We start from the raw sequence: 893 nt of genomic DNA on the forward strand, positions 1-893 counted from the left end.
CCGGAACTCGCTCCATGCCGGATGATCCGATCCGCAAGGAAATGGCGCCGCAGCTGGACGAGGCCCGATAGCATCATGGGCGGCACCGGCGTCATCGATCATTTCCTCGAGATCTTCACCCGCTACATCGACAGCGGCTTCGGCCTCTTGAGTGGCGAGGTCGCGTTTATCGCGACCACGCTGATCGTCATCGACGTAACGCTCGCCGCCCTGTTCTGGAGCTGGGGCGCCGACGACGACATCATGGCGCGCCTGGTCAAGAAGACCCTGTTCGTCGGCGTGTTCGCCTACATCATCGGCAACTGGAACAACCTCGCGCGGATCGTCTTCGAGAGCTTCGCCGGCCTCGGCCTGAAGGCCTCCGGCACCGGTTTCACGACCGCCGATCTGCTGCGCCCCGGCAAGGTCGCGCAGACCGGGCTCGATGCCGGCCGACCGCTGCTCGATTCGATCTCCAGCCTGATGGGCTACTGGTCGTTCTTCGAGAACTTCATCCAGATCGCCTGCATGTTCCTCGCTTGGGCGCTGGTGCTGCTCGCCTTCTTCATCCTCGCCATCCAGCTCTTCGTTACCCTGATCGAATTCAAGCTGACGACTCTCGCCGGCTTCGTGCTCATCCCCTTCGGCCTGTTCGGAAAGAGCGCCTTCATGGCCGAGCGGGTGCTCGGCAACGTCATCTCGTCGGGCATCAAGGTCCTGGTGCTCGCCGTCATCATCGGTATCGGCTCGACACTGTTCTCCGAGTTCACCGCCGGTTTCGGCGGCGCCAATCCGACTATCGATGAGGCCATGGCGATCGTGCTCGCCGCACTGTCGCTGCTCGGACTTGGCATCTTCGGGCCCGGCATCGCCAACGGGCTGGTGTCCGGCGGCCCTCAGCTCGGCGCCGGCGC

The 893-nt window shown here is 63.9% G+C and carries 1 protein-coding gene; it reads left to right on the plus strand.

Annotated features, from left to right (window positions below):
* Positions 1 to 75: 75 nt before the first annotated feature.
* Positions 76 to 893: P-type conjugative transfer protein TrbL (trbL, locus tag DM995_RS18350; RefSeq protein ID WP_116970627.1), on the plus strand; the 818-nt coding region annotated here is incomplete at its 3' end.

Origin of the sequence: Blastomonas sp. UPD001, assembly GCF_003426715.1 — a bacterium.
GTDB lineage: Bacteria > Pseudomonadota > Alphaproteobacteria > Sphingomonadales > Sphingomonadaceae > Blastomonas.